This is a genomic window from Pantoea sp. MT58 (assembly GCF_014495885.1).
Lineage (GTDB): Bacteria > Pseudomonadota > Gammaproteobacteria > Enterobacterales > Enterobacteriaceae > Pantoea > Pantoea eucalypti.
On record NZ_CP061083.1, the window covers coordinates 803424 to 818503 of the forward strand.

Below are 15080 nucleotides of genomic sequence, written 5' to 3' on the forward strand. Positions count from 1 at the left end.
AGGCACAGCGACACGATTATTGCGGCCTCAGCAATAATCCTTTGCTGCATACAGGCTATGTCGTGCACCAGCGCTATGCTGTAATACTCACTGTGACGCAGATCAAAATTAATAAGCGTCGAGGGGCTGCGTGTCCGCGCGGTTCACCTGCAAATGAAACCGGGAGAGTGTTATGCCTGTAGCATTAATGGCGCTGGCGTTAAGTGCGTTTGCCATCGGAACCACCGAGTTTGTCATTATGGGATTGCTGCCGGAGGTGGCGCGTGACCTTCAGGTGTCGATTCCGTCGGCGGGCTGGCTAATCAGCGGCTATGCGCTGGGGGTAGCAATTGGTGCGCCGATAATGGCGTTGCTGACCGCCAGACTACCGCGTAAAAAAACGCTGATTCTGCTGATGGTGATCTTTATTGTCGGCAACCTGCTGTGTGCGCTGGCTTACAACTACAACCTGCTGATGCTGGCCAGAATCGTTACCGCACTCTGTCATGGTGCCTTCTTCGGGATTGGCGCGGTTGTCGCCGCCAGTCTGGTGCCTGCCGGGCGTCAGGCTTCGGCTGTGGCACTGATGTTTACAGGGCTGACCTTAGCTAACGTGCTGGGCGTGCCGCTGGGAACCAGTTTCGGACAGATGTTTGGCTGGCGAGCGACATTCTGGGGCGTGGCGGTGATCGGCGTGCTGGCGTTTATCGCCCTGATCGTCAGTCTGCCCAACAACAAACAGGAAAAACCGGTTCATCTGGCGAGTGAAATTGGCGCACTGGCCAACGGCAAACTGTGGCTGTCGCTGCTGATGACGGTGTGCTTTGCGGCGGCGATGTTTGCACTGTTCAGCTACATTGCGCCGCTATTGTTAGAGGTGACGGGCATCAGCGACCGCGGCGTCAGCTGGACGCTGTTCCTGATAGGTGCGGGCCTGACAGTTGGCAATATTCTCGGCGGAAAACTGGCTGACTGGAAAGTCTCCTTCAGCCTGATCCTCAGCTTCTCACTGATTGCCATCTTCTCGCTGCTGTTCAGCTGGACCAGCCATGCGCTGTGGCTGGCAGAGATCACCCTGTTCCTCTGGGCGATGGCAACCTTTGCGACGGTGCCGGGTCTGCAAATTAACGTCGTGCGTCACGGCAAAGAAGCACCGAACCTGGTCTCAACCCTTAACATTTCGGCGTTTAACGTCGGTAATGCGCTGGGTGCCTGGGTTGGTGGCGCAGTGATTGGCCGTGGTTTTGGCCTGACGGCGGTGCCGGTTGCTGCGGCTGCGCTGGCCGCTGTCGGTCTGCTGGTCTGCCTGATTACCTTCCGTAAATCGGGCAGCGCGGTCGCCAGGGTTCGCGCTTAAGCCAGGCGGGCGGCGATTCGCGCCGGAAAGTCAGCCACCTGCTGCTGCAGATGGCTGACAAAGGCATCCACCAGCGCCGACGCAGGGCGGTGCTGCGGTCTCACCAGGCTGACGGTAAACGGAACTGCCACGCTGAACTTACGCATCACCACACCGCTGTCGGCGTAATCCAGCGCCGTCAGCGGATTCACAATCGAAATCCCCACGCCCGCCCTGACCATTGCGCATACCGAAGCGGCGCTGTGTGTCTCCATCACCAGCCGCCGTTCCACTCCCTGCTCCTGAAACAGCGCATCCAGCAGCTGACGATAGCTGTCGCTGCGCGACAGGCTCACATACTTTTCACCCGCAAAGTCGTGCGGCGTCAGCACCTCACGCTGACTCAAGGGGTGATTCTGCGGCAACACGCACACTTCATCGCAGGTCAGCAGGGCGAGGCGGTCAGTTCCGGCCGGCGCGTGCTGGGTTTCGGTTAAGCCGATATCGTAGCGCTGCGCCGACAGCCACTCCTCCAGCAGCGGCGACTCCTGCGGAATCACATTCAGACTCACATCCGGGTAACGCTGTAAAAAGGGCTGACACAGCGGCGGCAGCAGCGACTGCGAAAAAACGGGCAGACAGGCGATCGACAGCTCGCCCTGACGAAACTGGCGCAGGCCTTCTGCCGCTTCCATGATGCGGTCCAGGCCATACCAGGAGCGCTGAACCTCTTCAAACAGACGCAACCCTTGCACCGTCGGCTGCAGGCGACCGCGTACCCGCCCGAACAGCTCTAATCCCAGTTGCTGCTCCAGACGTGCCAGCTCCCGGCTCACGGTAGGCTGTGAGGTGTGCAGCAGCGTGGCGGCCTGCGTCAGATTGCCGCTGGTCATCACCGCATGAAAAATTTCGATATGCCGCCAGTTAATGTTTGCCACGCCGTTTATCCATATCAATTCTGCATAGATGCTATTAAAACAGATATTTTTCGCTATGACACGAATCTGGCTTAATGCGGTTAACGCCACAGGAGAATTGTTATGCCACGTTCCTTACAGAATACCGAAACCGCACTCAACGCCACTAACCTGCTGCCACTGGCACGTCGTTATAGTGGACCGTTCTGGGCCTATGATGCGCAGATTATTCAGGCGCGTATTGCTCAGCTGCAGGCCTTTGATGTGGTGCGCTTTGCGCAGAAAGCCTGCTCTAATACGCATATCCTGCGCCTGATGCGCGCGGCGGGCGTGAAAGTGGACTCGGTATCGCTGGGTGAGATCGAACGTGCGCTGGCCGCCGGTTATCAGCCTGGTGGTGATGAGATCGTCTTTACCGCTGATCTGTTCGATCAACCGACACTTGAGCGGGTGACTGCGTTAAAGGTGCCGGTGAATGCCGGTTCGATCGATATGCTGCATCAACTCGGTGCGGTGTCACCGGGACACGCGGTATGGCTACGGGTCAACCCTGGTTTTGGTCACGGCCACAGTCAGAAAACCAATACTGGTGGCGAAAACAGCAAGCACGGTATCTGGCACGGTGACTTAGCCGAGGCGCTGGCAACCATTAAACAGTACGGTCTGCAGCTGGTGGGCATCCACATGCATATCGGTTCAGGTGTGGATTATGCGCATCTGCAGCAGGTCTGTGATGCGATGGTGGAACTGGTGATGGCGTCAGGTCAGGATCTGTCAGCAATCTCTGCGGGCGGTGGCCTTTCTATTCCTTATCGCTACGGTGAAGAGGCGATCGATACGCATCACTATTTCGGCCTGTGGGACGCAGCGCGGCAGCGCATTGCTCAGCATCTGGGGCACGCGGTCAAACTGGAGATCGAACCAGGCCGCTTCCTGGTGGCCGAGGCTGGCGTACTGGTGTCGCAGGTCCGGGCAGTGAAGTCGATGGGCAGCCGTCACTTCGTGCTGGTTGATGCCGGTTTCAGTGATCTGATGCGCCCATCCATGTATGGCAGCTATCACCATATCTCGCTGATGGCGGGCGATGAGCGGGCCATTGATGAGCAGCAGACGATCGACACGGTGGTTGCAGGTCCGCTGTGCGAATCGGGTGATGTCTTTACCCAGCTGGAGGGCGGCATGGTCGAACCGCGCGCGATTCCGGCGGCGAAAGTGGGCGATTATCTGGTGTTCCACGACACCGGTGCTTACGGCGCATCCATGTCTTCTAACTACAACAGCCGTCCGCTGATCCCGGAAGTGCTGTTTGAGCAGGGCCAGCCGCGCGAGATTCGACGTGCACAAACTATCGAGTCGCTGCTGGCACTGGAAATTATCTAATCACCTCGCTCAGGCGGCCCACGTGCCGCCTGTCAGCTATAGATCTCTTTTCGCAGCATTATCAATTCCTCTGCCAGCTCGCGACACAGCATGGCATTCATCAGGTGATCCTGCGCATGTACCAGAATCAGCGTGACCGGTAATTTTCCGCTTCCTTCGTCTGCGCCAATCAACGCGGTCTGGATTTTATGTGCCGCTTTTGCCGCAGTATCAGAGGCTGCCAGCCCGGCATCAGCCCCGGCCCAGTCGCGTTTGCGCGCGCACTGAATCGCCATCATCGCCGACGAGCGTGCTTCTCCCGCATTGATCAGTAAGTCCATCATAGTCTGTTCGTAATCCATAACGCCTCCGCTATTGGTATGCCAAATTGGCGAATTTAATCATACCGGAATGCCAAAAAACGTTTCCGGGAAGTTCGTCACAGAAAAAACTGATGATATTCGTCATTTTGGTATGCCACTAACAAGGAAGATCATGATGATTATAGGACTACCGATCTTACATCTCTGAGGATTGATCATGTCTTTACAGGACCGCCTTATCGATTCCCTGGGCAGCTTCGCCACCCGCTTTAACAGTTATCGCTATATCATGGCGATTAAAGCCTCGTTCATTACCCTGATGCCGGTAATCATTGTTGGCGCCTTCTCGGTATTGATTTCTAACATGGTGCTGGACAGCAAAAATGGCCTTGCCAGCTTTGCCGCTCTGGCTTTCTTAGCTGACCTCAAGCCCATCACCAGCAGTATCAATTACGCCACGCTCAGCTTTCTTAACATTGGTGCGGTGTTCCTGATTGGTATTGAGCTTGGGCGCATCAACGGTATAAAAACGCTGTTTCCCGGTCTGCTGGCAATCATCTGCTTTGTATCCGTAACGCCGACCACCTTACAGATGATGGTCGATGGGCAGATGCATCTGGTCACCGATGTGCTGGCCAAACAATTCTCCGATACCAAGAGCCTGTTTCTCGGCATGTTTATCGCCATTCTGTCGGTAGAGATCTACTGCCGCCTTGAACAGGTTGAGCGGCTGAAAATCAAAATGCCCGACACTGTGCCGCCCAATGTGGCCGCCTCATTCTCTGCGCTTATCCCCTCAATTATTACTGTGACGCTGGTAGCGACCTTTGGCTTTATCTTCCATCGCGTTACCGGCATGTACCTCTACGACGCGGTATACCAGGTGGTGCAGCAGCCGCTGGAGTCGGTGGTGCAGAGTCTGTGGGGCATTCTGATTCTGATGTTCGTTGCCCAGCTGTTCTGGGTGATTGGTATTCACGGCAACCAGATGGTGAAACCGATTCGTGAGCCACTGTTGCTGGGCGCAATTCTGGTCAACATGACCGCTTTTGAGCAGGGAAAAGAGGCGCCGAACATTATCACGATGCCGTTCTGGGATGTTTATATGAGCATCGGCGGTTCCGGCCTGACCATCGGGCTGCTCACCGCCGTGATGCTGGCGACGCGGCGCAAAGAGATGCGTGAAATCGCCAAGCTGTCGTTCGGGCCCGGCATTTTCAATATCAACGAGCCGGTTATATTTGGTATGCCGATTATGCTTAACCCGATTCTGGCTATCCCTTTCATCATCACACCGCTGGTGACAGGTTCTATTGGCTACTTCGCGACGGTGATGGGCTTTGCCGGGAAAGCCGTGGTGATGGTGCCCTGGACCACGCCTCCGATTATCAATGCCTGGCTTTCAACGGCTGGATCGATGGGCGCAGTGGTGACGCAGATCGTCTGCATTCTGGTGTCAGTACTCATCTATCTGCCCTTTGTGAAAGTCGCAGCCCGCCGCGCGGATGCAGCGGAAGCAAAGAGCCTGCAACCTGAGCTGAACCCCAACCGAACGGAGGTGTTATGAGTCGTCAGACTGTCCACATACCTGAGCATTTCATTCTGGGGGCTGCTGCCTCCGCCTGGCAGACGGAAGGCTGGAGCGGAAAAAAGCCGGGCCAGGACTCCTGGCCTGACGCCTGGTATCAGCAGGATCGTCACGTCTGGCACAACGGCTATGGCCCGGCGGTTGCCACTGACTTTATCAATCGCTTTAGTGAAGATGTGGCGCTAATGAAGGCCAGCGGGCTGACCCACTACCGGACTTCCATTAACTGGTCGCGTTTCCTGATCGATTATGAAACCGCCACGGTCGATGAGGAATATGCCGCTTACTATGACCGGCTGATTGATGAAATGCAGCGTCAGGGCATTGAACTGATGCTCTGTCTGGAGCATTACGAGCTGCCAGCCTTACTGCTTGAGCAATATGGAGGCTGGCAGTCAAAGCATGTGGTTGAACTGTTTATTCGTTATGTCGAACAGGTTTTTAAACGTTATGCCGGTCGGGTCACACGCTGGTTTGTGTTTAATGAGCCCATTGTGGTGCAGACCCGCGTCTATCTCGACGCGCTGCGCTGGCCTTATGAGCAGAACACGCATAAATGGATGCAGTGGAACCACCATAAAAATCTCGCGACTGCCCGGGCAGTGCAGCTTTTCCGCAAGCGTGGCTATGCCGGTCGCATTGGTACCATTCTTAACCCGGAGGTCACCTATCCGCGATCATCCGCCCCGCACGACCAGAAGGCGGCGCATATTTATGACCTGTTCTACAACCGGGTGTTTCTCGACCCCGCGATTAAAGGCGCGTATCCGGCGGAGCTGCTGGCGCTGCTTGATAAGCATCAGATTGAGTGGGAAACCACGCCGGAAGAGCTGGCGATTATTGCTGCCAATACCGTCGATGAGGTCGGCCTTAATCTCTACTATCCCCATCGCGTGAAGGCGCCGTCCCGCGCCTGGCATCCCGAGACACCCTTTCATCCTGCCTGGTATTACGAACACTTTGAACTGCCTGGGCGGCGGATGAATCGTTCGCGCGGCTGGGAAATTCAGCCTGAAATTATCTGGGATATGGCACAACGAATGCGCGATGAGTACGACAATATCCCGTGGTTTGTGGCGGAAAGCGGTATGGGCATTGAGAACGAAACCCAATTCAAAGATGCCGGTGGGGAAATTCAGGACGATTACCGTATCGCGTTTATCAGCGAACACCTGCATCAGGCGATACGCGCCAGCCAGGCGGGCATTAACTGTCAGGGCTACATGCTGTGGGCGTTTACCGACAACGTCTCACCAATGAATGCCTTTAAAAACCGCTATGGTCTGATCGAAATCGACTTAGATAAGCACCGTCAGCGCCGTATGAAGAAATCTGCCCATTGGTTCCGTACGCTGCGTGACACGCAGCAATTTACCCTGTGGCTTGATGATGAGCCGAAATAACGCGAGGAAACGAGCATGAAACGAATTGTTCTGGCCTGTGCTGCGGGCATGTCGACCTCAATGGTGGTAACGCGGATGGAAAAAGAGGTCGCCGCTCGCGGACTGGCATTTCAGATCTACGCTATTCCGGAGCAAAACCTGCGTGAAGAGCTGCAAAACTACGGCAGCGAGGTGGCGGTGGTGCTGCTCGGGCCTCAGGTGCGCTTCAAACTGGAGGAGAACAGAAAACTCACTGACAGCTATCAGTTGCCTATCGCGGTAATCGATACGGTTGCTTACGGCACGCTGAATGGTGCAAAGGTACTCGATCAGGCGCTGGCTTTGATACACTGAGCCCCAGTTTGCGAGCCAGCCTCTCCGGTTCGCGGGCATTGTCGCGCAGGGAACGGCGACAATGCCGTTAGCGCGTTGATTGCAAAGGGTAAAAGTGTGGACAAAGCCGAAGCGCCGCAAGAAAAAAAGCAGTACCAGGAAATTGGTCAGCACCTGCGTCAGCAGATCAGTGACGGACACTATCCGGTGGGATCGCGCCTGCCGCCTGAACGTCAGCTGGCTGAAACCTGGGGCGTCAGCCGGACCATCGTGCGCGAGGCATTATTGATGCTTGAGCTGGAAGGTACGGTGGATATCCGTCAGAGCTCCGGCGTCTATGTAATGCGTATTCCTTCCGCCAGTGATGATGAAGAAGAGGCCTTTTTCCGCAGCGACGTAGGCCCGTTTGAAATGCTACAGGCGCGTCAGTTGCTGGAGAGCAATATTGCCGCCTTTGCCGCAAAAATGGCGACTAAAGCGGACATTGAAAATCTGCGACGTACGCTGGAACAGGAGCAACGTGCCATCGCCGCCAACGACAGCAGTCAGGACAACGACAAATTGTTTCATCTGCTGCTGGCGGGTGCGAGTCAGAATCAGATGCTGCTCGATACCGTTACCAGTATCTGGCGGCATCACGACAGCAGCCCGCTCTGGCAGCAGCTGCGCCCGCAGTTTGAAACCCGCGCCTATCGCCTGAAGTGGCTCGGCGATCACCAGACTATCCTGGCTGCTCTGCGTCGGCGCGATGTGATGGGGGCCTGGCAGTCGACCTGGCAGCACCTTGAGAATGTCAAAAATACGCTGCTGGAGCTTTCCGACGCCGATGCGCCTGATTTTGATGGCTACCTGTTTGATTCAGTCCCGATCTTTCAGGGGAAACTGATGTGATTGAGATTGTCTCGCTCAGTGATGCCCCACAGTTTGCCGATCAGATTATTGACTGGCAGTGGCGCGCATTTGGTGAAGCCAGTAGCCACGCGTTCTTTGCCAGTGTGGTGAACAGCAGCCTGAACGGTGCTGACTTCCCCGTAACCTTTGTCGCTCTGGAGGCGGGCAGGGCGGTCGGCACTGTAGGATTCTGGCGCTGCGACCTGATCAGCCGTCAGGATCTTTTCCCGTGGCTGGCGGCGCTCTATGTTGATGAGTCGTCGCGCGGCAAAGGTGTCAGCGAGGCGCTGCAGCAGCATGTCATTGCTTATGCACAGGCACGGGGCTATTCACGGTTGTGGTTATGGTCAACGTTTGGGGGCTACTACGAACGTTATGGCTGGTTGCCACAGGGCGAAGCGCTGGAGTATCCCGATAAACCGGTAAAACTCTATTATCGCGATCTGTAAAAGAGGCCAGCCGCCAGGGCGGCAGCTGGCAAAGACGCACTTATGGCGCCGGATAGGTATAGCGACGATGAATCGCCTCAATGCCTTCCAGAATCTCGGCATTTAAGGTCAGATTGAAACTGTCGATATTAATCTGCAGCTGTTCAAGCGTGGTGGCACCCAGCAGTGTGCTGGCCACAAACGGCTGCTGACGCACATAGGCTAAAGCCATCTGCGATGGGTCAATCTGATGCTGTTGCGCTAACGCCACATATTCTGCAACGGCCTGCTGTGACTGCTCGCCGCTGTAGCGGGTAAAGCGGCTGAACAACGTGTTACGTGCGCCCGCAGGCTGCGCGCCATTCAGGTATTTGCCACTTAGCGTACCAAACGCCAGGCTGGAATAGGCCAGCAGCTCCACGCCTTCATGCTGGCTGATTTCGGCCAGACCCACTTCAAAGCTGCGGTTCAGCAGGCTGTAGGGGTTCTGAATGCTGACAATGCGCGGCAGCTCATGCTTCTCTGCCAGTTGCAGATAACGCATCACGCCCCATGCCGTTTCATTCGACACTCCAATATAACGAATCTTACCGGCGCGCACCTGTTCGGCCAGCGCTTCCAGCGTCTCCAGCAGTGTGACCTGTGCGGTGGTTTCGCTGTACTGATAGCCAAGCTTGCCAAAAAAGTTGGTCTGACGCTGAGGCCAGTGCAGCTGGTAAAGATCAAGGTAGTCGGTATTCAGGCGCTTCAGACTGGCATCAAGCGCGGCACGGATATTTTTACGGTCCAGCGCCATATCCGGGCGAATGGACGCATCATTGCCGCGCGACGGTCCGGCGACTTTACTGGCCAGAATGATTTTGTCGCGGCTGCCGCGCTGTTTGAGCCAGCTTCCAATATATTGTTCGGTCAGACCCTGGGTTTCCGGGCGCGGTGGCACCGGATACATCTCGGCAGTATCAATAAAGTTGATGCCGGAACGGAGTGCTAAATCCAGTTGAGCATGGGCGTCGGCTTCGCTGTTCTGTTCGCCAAACGTCATGGTACCCAATCCCAGCTGACTCACTTCCAGCGTGCTGTGAGGAATACGATGATAGTGCATTGCCAGCTTCCTTTTCTTTATGGAATGGAATGTTGTGTTCTCAGGGACTATAGCGCGAGCAATGGCGGGGAAGGAAGGGGGAAAAGTCGGGGAAATCGCCTGCCAGCGGGGAATTGTTGGCAGGCGATTAAACAGGGCACTTAACGTTCAATGATTGTTGAAACCTCATCGCTGTTAATCTGCACCATGTGACCCGTCTGATCCGTGTACTCAACCAGACCGGTCTCTTTATCAATGCTTGGCTTACCTTCGGTCATAATCATACGACCATCTTTAGTCGCCATGACATAATCAGAACTGCATCCACTTAAGAATGCTGCGGTTACCATCACCAGTGCTACTCCTGCCAACCCTTTCATCACGCCTTATCCTCACAAATGGTCACGTGCAAACAGTGTAGTAATAAATGTTTTTGCCGGCAGGGTTAATCGCAGAAATCTGAAAGTAACCGGGCGAGCAGGCTCGCCCTTGACTTTATCAGGCGTGCTTTTTCTTACTGCGCATCAGGTTAAGACACTCAACCGCCATCGAGAAGAACATCGCGAAATAAATGTAACCTTTTGGTACATGGACCGCAAAACTCTCCAGAATCAGGGTAAAACCGACCAGAATCAGGAAGGAGAGGGCCAGCATTTTCACCGACGGATGGCGTTCAACAAACTCACCAATGGCGCGCGCGGCGAACATCATCATCAGCACCGCAATGACGACGGCTGCCATCATAATGAACAGATGATCGGAGAGGCCGATAGCGGTGATAACAGAGTCGAGACTGAAAATAATGTCGAGCATCATAATCTGTACAATCGCGCCGAGGAACGAATGAACGCGGGTGTTATGTTCGCCTTCACTGCCTTCGATCGTTTCATGGATCTCCATGCTCGATTTCCACAGCAGGAACAGTCCACCAAACAGCAGAATCAGATCGCGCGCTGAAAACGCATGATCCATCAGCGTAAACAGCGGATTAGTCAGACGGGCAACCCACGCGATAGAGGCCAGCAGGCCAAGACGCATCAGCATCGCGCCCATCAGACCAATGCGACGTGCGCTGGCTTGCTGGTGCTTTGGCAGTTTAGCGACCACCAGCGACAGGAAAATGATGTTATCAATACCCAGCACCACCTCAAGGATGGTCAGGGTGCCCAGCGCCAGCCAGGCGTTGGGATCAGCAATCCACTCAAACATACCGACATTCAATCCTAAACGAAAAGTAAACGGCGATTATACGCATTCAATTCACCGATCTCCCACAAAATTGCGATTGCTCAGCGCGAGTGGCGCGATTCACAGGAGAAAATGCCGCGCCAGCAGTGGCCCGGTGAAGCTTTTTTTAAGGTAGAAGCCGCGCGGCAAGGTCATAATTGGCTGGCCCTGATCGCCAATACCTTCTGTCAGCGCCTTACTGTTGGCGGCTTTCGGGCGGATTTGCAACCAGGCACCATGCCGTGCGGTAATCTGCTCAACGCGTCCCAGTACAATCATATCCATCAACTCTTCCCAGTCCTGACGCAGCATCTCATCTTCTTCTGCATCCGGGCTCCATAACAGCGGCGCGCCCACACGACGTTCCCGCAGCGGAATCTCACGCCCGCCTTCAACCGGAATCCACAATACCCGCGCCAGTTTATGGCGCACATGACTGGTGAGCCAGGTGACGCCGCTGTTGCCGGTCAGCGGGGCGACGCAGACAAAGGTGGTTTCCAGCGGTTTTCCCTGCGCATCAATCGGGATGGTTTTCAGTTCGATACCCAGATGCGCAAAGTCCTGTTCCGCTTTGCTGCCCGCGCTGGCACCAAGATGTAACTCCAGCAGCATGCCGACCCAGCCTTTATCACGTTTAAGATCCGCAGGCATGGGCAGCCCGGCGCGAGCGGCCAGCGTTTCCAGTGTTAAGCCGGCTAAATCCTGCGCACGCGCCAGCAGGCTGGCTTCATCTTCAGGTGGTCCTGGCAGGTAACTCATGTTGATAACTCGCAATGATTAAAATTTGTACAGTTGCGGGTGAGGAAATCCTTTCACTAAAATTCACCGCATCAGGGATCGATAATAACATGATAGATCGCACTTTTTTTAACGGATAACCCTTGCACCATCATGAGACAGGCATTGTTATCCCAGCTTACGCGCAACAATGAACAGGATCTCCATCCCGGTTATCCACAGAAAAATGGGATAACCCCCGTATTGGTGCGGTACTGGTTCCATTTACAGCCTTGACTTTTCTTTTTCTGAGCATAATTTCGCCGCTCTGACCTAACCCTGAGCGATTATCTGTGGATAAAAAAGAGCGTGGTTATCTTTTAATCAATTGTCAGTTGTCGCGAGAATATTGGCAGTTTATAAAAGTCTCAGGGAGAGCCAGAATGATTTATTTACATTAAATATCATAAGGATGCGTTGTTGGTTCTTTTGGGTCCTTCTGCGAGCAGTGAAAATGTTATTCAGTTAACTCCCGCGTTCTGCACAAAGCTATCCACAGAAAAAGTGAATAAGATCGATCTTTTTCACGCTGTTTGTTTATAACTTTGCCGTTTTCTGTGAGTTATCCCGCATTTGATGGTCTGATACCCCATGAATCCAGTGGTTTACCGCCTGTAAGGAGTGTGAAACAATCAGCCCATTCAAATTTTGCTTTGAGGTAGTCCGGTGATCGATGATGATGGCTACCGCCCGAATGTTGGTATCGTAATCTGTAACCGGCAGGGACAAGTGTTATGGGCCAGGCGCTTTGGACAGCACTCCTGGCAATTTCCTCAGGGAGGCATCAATCCCGGTGAAACCGCAGAACAGGCGATGTATCGCGAACTGTTCGAAGAAGTCGGATTGCATCGGAAAGATGTTCGAATACTTGCCTCTACCCGCAACTGGTTACGTTACAAGTTGCCAAAACGTTTGGTGCGTTGGGACACAAAGCCGGTATGTATCGGCCAGAAACAAAAGTGGTTTCTTCTGCAGTTAATGTGTAATGACGCGGATATCAATGTGCAGCGCAGCAGCACGCCTGAATTTGATGGCTGGCGCTGGGTCAGCTTCTGGTATCCGGTGCGTCAGGTTGTCTCCTTCAAGCGCGATGTTTATCGTCGGGTGATGAAGGAATTCGCTGGCGTGGTGATGTCTATGCAGGAGAGTGCGGGGCAGCGAAATAATCCTGCCCATCGTCGTAAGAGAGGATAGGCCACGCCCTTTATGCTCACTCAGTTGCGTGAAATTGTAGAAAAAGTGGCGAGTGCGCCGCGTCTCAATGAAGCACTCGACATCCTGGTCAATGAGATCTGTCTGGCGATGGATACGGAAGTCTGTTCCGTTTACCTCGCCGACCAGGACCGTCGCTGCTATTACCTGATGGCGACGCGCGGACTCAAAAAACCGCGTGGCCGCACCGTAACGCTGGCTTTCGACGAGGGTATCGTCGGTTTAGTGGGCCGTCTGGCCGAACCGATTAACCTTGCTGACGCCCAAAGCCATCCCAGCTTCAAATATATCCCCGCAGTGAAAGAGGAGCGCTATCGCTCCTTCCTCGGTGTGCCTGTTATCAGCCGCCGCCAGCTCCTTGGCGTGCTGGTGGTGCAGCAGCGCGAACACCGTCAGTTTGATGAAAGCGAAGAGTCATTTCTGGTCACGCTGGCTACGCAGATGGCGGCTTTGCTGTCGCAATCTCAAATGGGCCAACTGTTTGGCCAGTTCCGACAGACCCGGGTGCGTGCGATTGCGGCAGCGCCTGGCGTGGCGGTAGCACCAGGCTGGGTCGATGAGACGCAGCCACTGCTTGATCAGGTCTCAGCCGCCTCAACGCTGGATGTTCATCGTGAACGTGAGCGTCTGTCGCTCGCCATGAGCGAAGCAACCAATGAATTTCGCCGTTTCAGCAAACGTTTCAGCGCCAGCGCACAAAAAGAGAGCGCGGCCATTTTCGATCTCTACTCTCACCTGTTAACCGATGCCCGTCTGAAGAAAGATCTGTTCGATGAGATCGAGCGCGGATCGGTCGCGGAATGGGCGGTGAAACAGGTGATCGAGAAGTTCGCTGAACAGTTCGCGAGCCTGACTGACAACTACCTGCGTGAACGTGCAGGCGATCTGCGGGTACTGGGCCAGCGTCTGCTGTTCCACCTCGATGACACCCTGGTCGGCACCAATGCCTGGCCGGAACGCTTTGTGCTGGTGGCCGATGAGCTGACCGCCACGACCTTAGCTGAGCTGCCGCAGGAGCGGCTGGCGGGCGTAGTGGTGCGTGACGGTGCAGCCAACTCCCATGCGGCGATCCTGACCCGCGCGATGGGGATCCCGACAGTCATGGGCGCTGACATCCAGCCTCATCAGCTCAACAAACGCCTGCTGATCGTCGACGGTTATCGCGGTGAACTGCTGATCGATCCTGAGCCGGTGCTGGTCCAGGAGTATCAGCGGCTGATCAGCGAAGAGAACGCGCTGAGCAAAATGGCGGAAGGCGTGGTCGATCAGCCGGGTGAGCTGAAAAGTGGCGAGCGCGTGCAGGTGATGCTCAACGCTGGCTTAAGCCCGGAACATGAGCAGACGGTGGGCGACTGGGTGGATGGCATCGGTCTCTACCGCACCGAAATCCCGTTTATGCTGCAGAATGGCTTCCCGTCGGAAGAGGAGCAGGTGGCTCAGTATCAGGGTATGTTGCAGCTGTTTCGCAACAAGCCAGTGACGCTGCGAACGCTGGATGTGGGTGCCGATAAACAGCTGCCTTACATGCCGATCAGTGAAGAGAATCCCTGCCTGGGCTGGCGCGGCATTCGCCTGACGCTGGATCAGCCGGAAATCTTCCTGGTGCAGGTACGCGCAATGCTGCGCGCCAACGCCGCCTCTGGCAACCTCAGTATTCTGCTGCCGATGATCAGTCATATCGACGAAATCGATGATGCAAAAGAGCTGATCGATCGCGCCGGTCGCGAAGTGGAAGAGATGCTGGGCTTCCCGACTCCCAGACCGCGTATCGGGATCATGATCGAAGTGCCGTCGATGCTGTTTATGATCCCGCATCTGGCGTCACGCGTCGATTTTGTCTCGGTCGGCACCAACGACCTGACGCAGTATCTGCTGGCGGTGGACCGCAATAACACCCGTGTTGCAAACCTTTATGACTCGCTGCATCCGGCGATGCTGCGCGCGCTGAATGCGATTGCACAGGAAGCCCGCCTGGCCAATCTGGAATTGTGCCTGTGTGGTGAAATGGCGGGCGATCCGATGTGTGTCGCACTGCTGGTTGGCCTGGGGTATCACCATCTCAGCATGAACGGTAAAAACGTACCGCGCGTTAAATACCTGCTGCGCCATCTGGATCACGAAGAAGCGCAGAAGCTCAGCGAGCAGGGGATGAAGGCCGACACCGCCACGGAAGTGCGCCATCTGGTCTCGGCCTTTATGGAGCGGCGTGGATTAGGCGGGCTGATTCGCGGTGGTCGTTAGTACCAC

At 55.2% G+C, this 15080-nt stretch carries 15 protein-coding genes; 9 read left to right on the forward strand and 6 right to left on the reverse strand.

What is annotated here, in order from left to right; all coding sequences use genetic code 11:
* The first annotated feature begins 172 nt into the window (after nucleotides 1-172).
* A complete protein-coding gene (locus tag IAI47_RS03850) occupies nucleotides 173-1336 on the forward strand; it encodes an MFS transporter (protein ID WP_008925664.1) in 1164 nt (387 codons plus the stop codon).
* On the opposite strand, the gene IAI47_RS03855 is transcribed toward IAI47_RS03850, so the two are convergent.
* The gene (locus IAI47_RS03855; protein WP_008925663.1) at nucleotides 1333-2253 is read right to left on the reverse strand and encodes a LysR family transcriptional regulator; all 921 of its coding nucleotides are present in this window, start codon (nucleotides 2251-2253) and stop codon (nucleotides 1333-1335) included. The genes IAI47_RS03850 and IAI47_RS03855 overlap by 4 nt on opposite strands.
* A 102-nt stretch (nucleotides 2254-2355) precedes the next feature.
* Here IAI47_RS03855 and lysA point away from each other — a divergent pair, with 102 nt between their 5' ends.
* The gene (gene lysA / locus IAI47_RS03860) at nucleotides 2356-3612 is read left to right on the forward strand and encodes a diaminopimelate decarboxylase (protein WP_008925662.1); all 1257 of its coding nucleotides are present in this window, start codon (nucleotides 2356-2358) and stop codon (nucleotides 3610-3612) included.
* A 32-nt stretch (nucleotides 3613-3644) separates the two neighbouring features.
* Here the strand turns inward: lysA and IAI47_RS03865 are convergent, their stop codons facing one another.
* Nucleotides 3645-3953: a PTS lactose/cellobiose transporter subunit IIA gene (locus tag IAI47_RS03865; protein WP_008925661.1), complete on the reverse strand. Its 309-nt coding sequence runs from the start codon at nucleotides 3951-3953 to the stop codon at nucleotides 3645-3647.
* A gap of 178 nt (nucleotides 3954-4131) precedes the next feature.
* Between IAI47_RS03865 and IAI47_RS03870 the strand changes: the two genes are divergently transcribed.
* The 5 genes from IAI47_RS03870 to IAI47_RS03890 all read left to right on the forward strand — a co-directional run bounded on the left by IAI47_RS03870 (nucleotide 4132) and on the right by IAI47_RS03890 (nucleotide 8557).
* Nucleotides 4132-5481: a PTS sugar transporter subunit IIC gene (locus IAI47_RS03870; protein ID WP_003853969.1), complete on the forward strand. Its 1350-nt coding sequence runs from the start codon at nucleotides 4132-4134 to the stop codon at nucleotides 5479-5481.
* Nucleotides 5478-6905 (forward strand): glycoside hydrolase family 1 protein, encoded by a 1428-nt coding sequence (locus IAI47_RS03875; RefSeq protein WP_008925660.1) that lies wholly within the window; start codon nucleotides 5478-5480, stop codon nucleotides 6903-6905. Before IAI47_RS03870 ends, IAI47_RS03875 begins: the two co-directional genes overlap by 4 nt.
* Nucleotides 6906-6920: 15 nt before the next feature.
* Nucleotides 6921-7238: a PTS sugar transporter subunit IIB gene (locus tag IAI47_RS03880; RefSeq protein ID WP_003853964.1), complete on the forward strand. Its 318-nt coding sequence runs from the start codon at nucleotides 6921-6923 to the stop codon at nucleotides 7236-7238.
* Between the two features lie 96 nt (nucleotides 7239-7334).
* Nucleotides 7335-8108, forward strand: coding sequence for an FCD domain-containing protein (locus tag IAI47_RS03885; RefSeq protein ID WP_003853961.1), 774 nt, complete (start codon nucleotides 7335-7337; stop codon nucleotides 8106-8108).
* Entirely contained in the window at nucleotides 8105-8557 is a 453-nt protein-coding gene (locus tag IAI47_RS03890) for a GNAT family N-acetyltransferase (RefSeq protein WP_008925659.1), read from the forward strand. Before IAI47_RS03885 ends, IAI47_RS03890 begins: the two co-directional genes overlap by 4 nt.
* Nucleotides 8558-8597: 40 nt before the next feature.
* Here the strand turns inward: IAI47_RS03890 and IAI47_RS03895 are convergent, their stop codons facing one another.
* The 4 genes from IAI47_RS03895 to mutH form a co-directional block, all read right to left on the reverse strand.
* Nucleotides 8598-9638, reverse strand: coding sequence for an NADP(H)-dependent aldo-keto reductase (locus IAI47_RS03895; protein ID WP_003853957.1), 1041 nt, complete (start codon nucleotides 9636-9638; stop codon nucleotides 8598-8600).
* Nucleotides 9639-9778: 140 nt separating this feature from the next.
* Nucleotides 9779-9997, reverse strand: a complete 219-nt coding sequence (locus IAI47_RS03900) for a YgdI/YgdR family lipoprotein (RefSeq protein ID WP_003853956.1) — start codon at nucleotides 9995-9997, stop codon at nucleotides 9779-9781.
* A gap of 118 nt (nucleotides 9998-10115) precedes the next feature.
* The gene (locus IAI47_RS03905; protein WP_008925658.1) at nucleotides 10116-10826 is read right to left on the reverse strand and encodes a TerC family protein; all 711 of its coding nucleotides are present in this window, start codon (nucleotides 10824-10826) and stop codon (nucleotides 10116-10118) included.
* Between the two features lie 99 nt (nucleotides 10827-10925).
* Nucleotides 10926-11603: a DNA mismatch repair endonuclease MutH gene (mutH, locus tag IAI47_RS03910; protein ID WP_008925657.1), complete on the reverse strand. Its 678-nt coding sequence runs from the start codon at nucleotides 11601-11603 to the stop codon at nucleotides 10926-10928.
* Between the two features lie 684 nt (nucleotides 11604-12287).
* On the opposite strand from mutH, the gene rppH reads away from it, so the two are divergent.
* Both rppH and ptsP read left to right on the forward strand, forming a co-directional pair.
* Nucleotides 12288-12815, forward strand: a complete 528-nt coding sequence (rppH, locus tag IAI47_RS03915) for an RNA pyrophosphohydrolase (protein WP_003853952.1) — start codon at nucleotides 12288-12290, stop codon at nucleotides 12813-12815.
* Between the two features lie 12 nt (nucleotides 12816-12827).
* Entirely contained in the window at nucleotides 12828-15074 is a 2247-nt protein-coding gene (gene ptsP, locus IAI47_RS03920; RefSeq protein WP_187961172.1) for a phosphoenolpyruvate--protein phosphotransferase, read from the forward strand.
* Nucleotides 15075-15080: the final 6 nt, after the last annotated feature.

Coding starts and splice junctions, on each gene's coding strand:
- IAI47_RS03865 (WP_008925661.1), bottom strand. CDS start 3,953: ATGGATTACGAACAGACTATGATGGACTTACTGATCAATGCGGGAGAA.
- IAI47_RS03875 (WP_008925660.1), top strand. CDS start 5,478: ATGAGTCGTCAGACTGTCCACATACCTGAGCATTTCATTCTGGGGGCT.
- IAI47_RS03850 (WP_008925664.1), top strand. CDS start 173: ATGCCTGTAGCATTAATGGCGCTGGCGTTAAGTGCGTTTGCCATCGGA.
- IAI47_RS03905 (WP_008925658.1), bottom strand. CDS start 10,826: ATGTTTGAGTGGATTGCTGATCCCAACGCCTGGCTGGCGCTGGGCACC.
- IAI47_RS03870 (WP_003853969.1), top strand. CDS start 4,132: ATGTCTTTACAGGACCGCCTTATCGATTCCCTGGGCAGCTTCGCCACC.
- lysA (WP_008925662.1), top strand. CDS start 2,356: ATGCCACGTTCCTTACAGAATACCGAAACCGCACTCAACGCCACTAAC.
- IAI47_RS03880 (WP_003853964.1), top strand. CDS start 6,921: ATGAAACGAATTGTTCTGGCCTGTGCTGCGGGCATGTCGACCTCAATG.
- mutH (WP_008925657.1), bottom strand. CDS start 11,603: ATGAGTTACCTGCCAGGACCACCTGAAGATGAAGCCAGCCTGCTGGCG.
- IAI47_RS03895 (WP_003853957.1), bottom strand. CDS start 9,638: ATGCACTATCATCGTATTCCTCACAGCACGCTGGAAGTGAGTCAGCTG.
- IAI47_RS03900 (WP_003853956.1), bottom strand. CDS start 9,997: ATGAAAGGGTTGGCAGGAGTAGCACTGGTGATGGTAACCGCAGCATTC.
- ptsP (WP_187961172.1), top strand. CDS start 12,828: ATGCTCACTCAGTTGCGTGAAATTGTAGAAAAAGTGGCGAGTGCGCCG.